The organism is Cereibacter johrii (assembly GCF_001720585.1).
GTDB lineage: Bacteria > Pseudomonadota > Alphaproteobacteria > Rhodobacterales > Rhodobacteraceae > Cereibacter_A > Cereibacter_A johrii.
This window is the reverse complement of the sequence record NZ_MABH01000191.1, coordinates 1-6889: the sequence shown is the minus strand read 5'-3', so window position 1 is coordinate 6889 and position 6889 is coordinate 1. Positions and strand designations below refer to the sequence as shown.

General features: G+C 70.5%; 10 protein-coding genes. All 10 read left to right on the top strand.

Annotation, left to right across the window (positions count from 1 at the left end):
* The coding region (locus A9O63_RS17395; RefSeq protein WP_235836999.1) for a flagellar hook-length control protein FliK at nt 1-629 on the top strand (629 nt) is incomplete at its 5' end.
* 10 nt (nt 630-639) lie between these two features.
* Nucleotides 640-1209, top strand: a complete 570-nt coding sequence (locus tag A9O63_RS17390; RefSeq protein WP_069333053.1) for a flagellar basal body-associated FliL family protein — start codon at nt 640-642, stop codon at nt 1207-1209.
* A gap of 3 nt (nt 1210-1212) precedes the next feature.
* Nucleotides 1213-2184, top strand: coding sequence for a flagellar motor switch protein FliM (gene fliM / locus A9O63_RS17385; protein ID WP_069333052.1), 972 nt, complete (start codon nt 1213-1215; stop codon nt 2182-2184).
* Between the two features lie 148 nt (nt 2185-2332).
* Nucleotides 2333-2629, top strand: a complete 297-nt coding sequence (gene fliN / locus A9O63_RS17380; RefSeq protein ID WP_002720209.1) for a flagellar motor switch protein FliN — start codon at nt 2333-2335, stop codon at nt 2627-2629.
* 193 nt (nt 2630-2822) lie between these two features.
* Nucleotides 2823-3080, top strand: a complete 258-nt coding sequence (locus A9O63_RS17375; RefSeq protein ID WP_069333051.1) for a flagellar biosynthetic protein FliO — start codon at nt 2823-2825, stop codon at nt 3078-3080.
* Between the two features lie 170 nt (nt 3081-3250).
* On the top strand, nt 3251-3988 hold the full coding sequence (gene fliP, locus A9O63_RS17370) for a flagellar type III secretion system pore protein FliP (protein WP_410171708.1): 738 nt from the start codon (nt 3251-3253) through the stop codon (nt 3986-3988).
* Nucleotides 3988-4254 (top strand): flagellar biosynthesis protein FliQ, encoded by a 267-nt coding sequence (fliQ, locus tag A9O63_RS17365; protein ID WP_002720212.1) that lies wholly within the window; start codon nt 3988-3990, stop codon nt 4252-4254. The genes fliP and fliQ overlap by 1 nt, the downstream gene beginning before the upstream one ends.
* A complete protein-coding gene (fliR, locus tag A9O63_RS17360; protein WP_069333049.1) occupies nt 4254-5063 on the top strand; it encodes a flagellar biosynthetic protein FliR in 810 nt (269 codons plus the stop codon). Before fliQ ends, fliR begins: the two co-directional genes overlap by 1 nt.
* Nucleotides 5050-6192 (top strand): flagellar biosynthesis protein FlhB, encoded by a 1143-nt coding sequence (gene flhB, locus A9O63_RS17355; protein ID WP_069333048.1) that lies wholly within the window; start codon nt 5050-5052, stop codon nt 6190-6192. The genes fliR and flhB overlap by 14 nt, the downstream gene beginning before the upstream one ends.
* Nucleotides 6193-6248: 56 nt before the next feature.
* Nucleotides 6249-6889, top strand: a 641-nt coding sequence (locus tag A9O63_RS17350; protein ID WP_084296019.1) for a hypothetical protein, incomplete at its 3' end; no start/stop codon positions are given.

The window sequence follows — 6889 nt, the reverse complement described above, 5'->3', positions numbered from 1 at the left end:
CATCCACCGGAAGGGCGGCCGACGGGTCTCAGGCGCCGGCTGCCGGGGACGCCCCCGCCGCCACCGCCGGGCAGGACGGGGCGGAGACAGCCCCGGCCGGGGAGCCTGCCGGGGCCGATCTCGCCCGGTCCGATCCGCTGGCATCCGCCTCCGCCCCCTTGACCGCCCTTCCGGCCGACCTGCGCCTCGAGCGGCCGGCCGAGCCTCGGGCGGGCGGTGCGGGCGGGGACGGGCCTCTCGCCCTCGCGGCTCCCGAGGCACCGGCCGAGCTGCAGGACAGGATCCTCGAGGCCGCCGCGGGCGAGGGCGAGATCGAGATCGTGCTCGCCCCCGAGACCCTGGGCCGGCTCCGCATCCGCGTCGAGATGCGCGACGGCAGCGCGCAGGTGAGCTTCACCACCGAAACGGCCGAGGCCGCCCGTCTCCTCTCGGGACAGGAGGGGCGCCTGTCCGACCTGCTCGAGAAGCACGGCCTGTCGCTCGGCCGGCACGAGGCCGGACAGGGCGATACCGGCCGCCGCGCAGAGGCGCCCCTGCCGCAGACCCGGCCGCGCGCCCTCCGCCCTGCCCCCGATCCCTCCGAGACCGTCGCCCGCGCGGCGGCCGGGACCGTCAATCTGATCGCCTGAGGAACCGCCCGTGACCGATGCCTCCGCCTCCCCCGACATGAAGCCCCGCCGCGGCCGCGGCCTGCTGCGCGCGCTGGCCTTCCTGCTGCTCGCGGCGCTCCTGCTGGCCGCCGGGTTCGGCGCAGGCTACTTCTACTTCGCCAATCCCCTGTCGCCCGCGAAGGACGTCCTTCGCCTGATCGAGCGCACGTCCGAGGCCGAACCTGCGGCCGATCCGGACGCGCCGCAGAAGGTGCCGCGGCCCACGCCCGAGCGGGAGTCCTTCGTCACCAGCTATTACCAGTTCAAGGAGCCGCTCACGACGAACCTGCGCGCCTCGCGCCGCCTGCTGCAGGCGGGCATCGGCCTGTCCACGCAATATGACCAGAAGGTCATGGACAATGTCGCCCGCAACGAGGTGGCGCTGCGCTCGGACATGCTGGCCATCGTCGGCACCTTCTCGGAGGAGGAGCTGCAGGACAAGGCGGGCCGCGACCGGCTGGCCGAGGCGCTGCGCGGCGCGGTGAACGCGCGGCTCCAGCAGCTCGAGGGCTTCGGCGGCATCGAGGCCGTCTTCTTCCCCTCCTTCATCCTGCAGTAAGCCATGGCCGCCGCCCCGCGCAAACTCTCGTCGAAGGAGGTCGCAGCCCTCGTCGGCAATCTCATGGAGGCCAGCGAAAGCACGAGCCTCGAGAATGGCCTCGAGGTCCGGCCCTACGCCTTCGGCGAGAACGAGCTGAACCAGCTCGGCGATTATCACGCGCTGCGCATCATCAACGAACGCTTCTGCCGCACCGCGCGCGACGTCTTCCTGCCGATGCTGCGGCTTCAGCCCCGGATCTCGTCCTTCCCGCCCGAGGTGCGCAGTTTCGACGACTATCGCTCGAGCCAGGACAATTTCGTGTCGATCACCGCGAGCCGCATCGAGGAGCTGCGCGGCAACCAGATGATCGTGATCCCGCCGCCCTTCATCTCGCTGCTGACCGACAGCTATTACGGCGGGCAGATCCGCCATGTCCCCACGACGCGGACCGAATTCACCGCGACCGAGGAGCGGGTGATCGAACTCGTGACCGACCGGCTGAACGTGGCCCTGCAGGTGGCGTGGCGCGACCTGATGGCCCTGACCTTCACCGTGGTCAGCCGCGAGGAATCGATGCAGTTCGCCTCGTTCGTGGATGGCGAGGACATGGTGGTGAACTGCTCCTTCATGGTGCAGCTGCCCAACACCGAGCCCGCGAGCTTCGACATTCTCTATCCGCTCCAGACGCTGAAGCCGATCTCGTCGCAGCTGCGCTCGCGGATGCAGTCGGATTTCGTGGACGACGACCGGAGCTGGCGCGAGAAGCTGGAACGGGCGATCCTGTCCATCCCGCTCACCCTCTCGGCGCGGCTCTGCGAGCCCGAGGTGCCGCTGCGCCAGCTCATGCAGATGCAGCCGGGCGATGTGCTGCCGGTGCATCTCACCGAGGCGGTGTCGCTCCTCGTCGAGGGCCAGCCCTTCTTCGAGGCGGCTCCCGGCGAGCGCGGCGGGCAGGCCGCGCTGAACCTGACGCGCCGCCATGTCCGGGGCTAGACCGACCCCCCCCCGACCGCAGCCGGCGGGTCCGGCCCTTGGCCGCGGGGCCCGCGCCGTCGATCCGCGGCGCGGGGGCGATGCCGCCCCGGACCTTCCTTCTCACCCTGACACCGCGGCCCTGCCGCCCCTTCCGACCGGAGCCCGCATGACCGACGCGACCCGCCCCCTTGCCGACCGTCTCGGCGCCGAGAACCTGCGCCTTCTGGAAAATATCGGCGTGCGCCTGACTGTCGAGGTCGGCCGCACCGAGATGACGATCCGCGATCTCCTGCGCCTGTCCGAGGGCTCGGTGGTGGAGCTCGACCGGCTGGCGGGCGATCCGCTCGACGTGCTGGTGAACGGCACTCCCATCGCCAAGGGCGAGGTGGTGATGGTGGGCGAGCGGTTCGGCATCCGCTTCGGCCAGATCATCGAGCCCGAGAAGCGCGCCGAAAGCCTCTGACGCGGGCGGATCCTCACGCGGGCGGCACCATTCCCGAGCGGGAGCTGACCGCGCGTCCGCCGACGGATCCTCACACGCGCGGGCGGCACCACCAGCCTCGGCATCCCATTGCGCGGTATCGAGGCGGATCCTCTCACGCGCGGGCGGCACGGATGTTGCAGCGGAGGGGGACCTGCATCCCCGGAGTGACCCGTTGGACATACTGCGCCCCGATCAGATCCTGACCCTCGGCCTCTTCCTCGGGCTTCTGGGGCTCCTGTGGCTCGTCGTGAAGCTGAAGGCCCCCGGCATTTCGCGCTTCGCCAATGGCGGGCGGCTGCGCGTGGCCGAGGCGGCAGCGCTCGGGCCGCAGGAGCGTGCCGCGATCCTCGCGGTGGACGGACGCGAGTTTCTCGTCCTGACAAGTCGGGGCGCGGCACCCGTCGTCCTGCCGCTGGAGGGGCGCGCATGACACGGCGCAACCCGATGCTTCGCGAATTCCCCTCGCGCGCCTGCCCGGAGCGCCGGCACACGGGCCATTTCCTGCCGGCCGGGACCGTAACCCGTCGGGCGGCAGGGACGCCGTGGGAAATTGCGCCCCGTCGCCTGGGCCCGGGAAAGGCAATCCGCGCTTCGCGGACGATGGCGCTTGCCGGCGGCGCGCTGGCGGTGGGTCTTCTTCTCGCCGGACCGGCCGCGGCCGCGGGCTTTCCCGCGATCACGGTGACGGAAGGGACCGGCGGGACGAGCTATTCGCTCTCGCTCCAGATCCTCGCGCTGATGACGGCGCTGACCGTGCTGCCCTCGCTCGTCCTCGGCATGTCGGCCTTCACCCGCATCATCATCGTGCTGTCCATCCTGCGTCAGGCGCTCGGCACCCAGCAGACGCCGCCGAACCAGGTGCTGATCGCGCTCGCGCTGTTCCTCACCTTCTTCGTCATGCAGCCGACGCTCGGCGCGCTTTACGATCAGTCGCTCTCGCCCTTCCTCGACGGCCGGATCGAGGCCCAGCCCGCCATCGAGCGGGGCGGCGCGATCATGAAGGAGTTCCTGATCGCCAACACGCGGCAGAACGACCTGCTGATGTTCTCGGACCTCGCGGGCGCCGGGCCCTATGCCGAGCCCAAGGAGGTGCCCTTCTCGACGCTCCTGCCCGCCTTCATGACCTCTGAGCTGAAGACCGCCTTCCAGATCGGCTTCCTGCTGTTCCTGCCCTTCCTCGTCATCGACATGGTGATCGCCTCGATCCTGATGGCGCTGGGCATGATGATGCTCTCGCCGATGCTCGTGTCGCTGCCCTTCAAGCTGCTGCTCTTCGTGCTGGTGGACGGATGGGCGCTGACGGTGGGCTCGCTGGCCGCGACCTACGGGGGGCAGTGATGGATTTCGACGGCAGCATCGAGCATCTGCGGCTGGCCTACTGGAACATCCTGCTGACCGCGGGCCCGGTCCTCGGCGTGGCGCTGGCGGTGGGGCTTGTCATAGGCATCCTGCAGGCGGCGACCTCGATCAACGAATCCACGCTGAGCTTCGTGCCCAAGCTCGCCATCGTGCTCCTGACCATGGCGCTCGCCTCGAGCTTCATGCTCACGCGGATGACGGACTATTTCGCCTTCGTCTTCGAGACGATCGCCACCATCCGCTGATGGAGAGCACCGCCGCCCTGCCCGCGCTGGAGCTGCCCGGGCTTCTGTCGCTCCTGACCGGCGCCTTCGTGGCGAGCCTGCGGATCGGGGCCTTTCTCATCGCCTCGCCCGCCTTCGGCGGCCGCTTCGTGCCGCTGCCCGTCCGGATCATGGCGACGGTGGTCCTCACCCTGCCGGTTCTGGGCCGGGTGGAGCTGCCCCCGCCGGAGGCGCTGGCCTCGCTCGCGGCCCTTCCCCTCATGATGCAGGAGATCGCCGTGGGCCTGTCGGCGGGGCTCGTGCTGACCGTCCTCTTCTCGGCCGCGGCCCTTGCCGGAGACCGGATTGCCTCGACCGCCGGTCTGGGCTTTGCCGCGCAGATCGATCCGTCGGCGGGCGGGCAGACGCCGGTCGTGGCGCAGATCTTCGGGCTGGCGCTGACCACCGTCTTCCTTGCGCTCGACGGCCATCTGACGGCGCTCGACATCCTCCTGCGCAGCTACGAGAGCCTGCCGCCGGGCGCCCCCTTCGCGCCGGGACGCTTCCTCGAGGCCGGCATCGGCGCGGGCGGACGCATGTTCCTCCTCGGCCTCCAGATCATGATGCCGGTCGTGGCGGCGCTCATCCTCATCAACGTCACGATCGGGATCGTCACCCGCTCGGCGCCCCAGCTCAACGTCTTTTCCTTCGGCTTTCCCGTGACCATGTCGGCCACGCTGATCCTTTTGTTCCTGACCGCGCCCGGCACGATGGGCGCCTTCTCGGCGCTGGTCGAAGAGAGCCTCACCGCGCTGGCGGACCTTCTGGGGGTCATCCATGGCCGAGGGTGACGACGGGCAGGAAAAGACCGAGGAGCCGACCCAGAAGCGGCGCGAGCAGGCGCGCGAGGATGGCTCCATCGTCACCTCGAAGGAGGTCTTCGTCTTCGCGACGCTCGCGGGCGGGCTCGCGCTTTTCATGATGATCGAGGGGCTGCTGCCCGCGCTGGTGCGTGGCTGGTCGGGCTATCTGGTGATCGAGCCCGGGGCGGATCTCGAGCGGATCGCGATGCTGCGTCTGGGCCAGGCGTGGCGCGAGCTGCTGATCGCGGGGCTCGTCGTGTCGGTGCCGCTCCTCGCGCTCGTCCTGCTCGTCCAGCAGGCCATGGGCGGGATCACTTTCTCGACCAAGGCGCTGGGCTTCAAGGCGAGCCGGATCAATCCGGCGGCCGGTCTGAAGCGCATGGTCTCGCTCAAGGCGCTGGTCGAGCTGGGCAAGGCGGTGGCCAAGGTCGCGCTCCTGATCGGGGTGGCGGTGCTCGTGCTGCGCGACGAGCTGTCGCCCCTCGACCGGCTCTGGACGGCGGCGCCGGGAGATGCGGCGGCGGTGCTCGGCGCGGGTCTGATCCGGCTCGTCTCGGCGCTGCTCCTCGTGCTTGCCGTGATCGGCGGGCTCGATCTCGTCTGGCAGGCCTGGAGCCTGACCCATTCGATGAAGATGTCGCGGCAGGAGCTGAAGGAGGAGTCGAAGGAAGCCAACGGCTCGCCCGAGGTGAAGGGCCGGATGCGGCGGATGCAGATGGAGGCCTCGCGCAACGGTGCGAGGCGCCGCGCGGCGCTGGACGATGTGCCGAAGGCCACCGCGATCGTGACCAACCCGACCCATTTCGCGGTCGCGCTGCGCTATGTGCCGGGCGAGACCCAGGCGCCGGTGATCCTCGCACTCGGCAAGGGACCGATGGCGCTCGACATCGTCGAGCGCGGACGGAAGGCCGGCGTCGGCACGCTCCGGATCCCCCTCCTCGCCCGCGCGCTCTATTTCACCGGCGACATCGGGCAGGAGATCCCGGACGGGCTCTATGGCGCGGTCGCGGTGGTTCTGGCCCACGTCTACCGGCTGGACCGCGGCGAGGCGGCGGACCTGCCCGAGATCGATGTGCCCGAGGACCTTGCCTTCGACGAGTTCGGCCGGCCGATGTGACGGCTGTGCCTTTGGCGCAGAACTTGCAGGCCCCGCGCAACGACGGAGAGCAGGCGATGACGGAAGAGACCGACCCCCTCAGCGATGGCATCGCGCGCGCGCTCGGCGCCGCGAGCGCGGCCAACGATGCCGCGCAGGATCTCGATCAGCTTCAGGCCGAGCATCGCGCCTTCATGGAGCGGATGATCCGCGGGCAGAAGCGGATGCAGGCCCTGTGCCTCGGCGCCTTGGCAGGGGCCGGCGTGGCGGTCCTTCTGGGCGGGCTGGTCTATTTCCGCTCGGTCGCCGATCTGCGCGACGCCTCCGCGATCCAGGCGCAGGCGGGCGAGCTGATGGTCGCGCGGCTGACCGAGCTCGGCGAGGCCATCGGCAAGGTCGAGGGGCTGGCGGACCGGATCGAAGCGCAGGAGGCCACGCTCAGGACCGCCATCGAGGCGGTGGGCGACCGGGTGGCCGGCGATCTCGAGACCTATGCCGCCGATGCGGGCGCCCTGGGGCCGCAGTTCGCCTCCGCGATCCAGAGCCATGTGGACGAGGGCCTTGCCACAACGCGCGAGGCGCTCATCACCGCACTGGGCGAGGTGGATGTCTCGCTGCGCCGGGCCATCGAGAGCGGCGCGGGCGCAGGCCCCGAGCTCCGGGCGCTGATCGGCGAGATCCGTGCCGAGCGGGCGCCGGCGCGCAAGCCCGCGGCGAG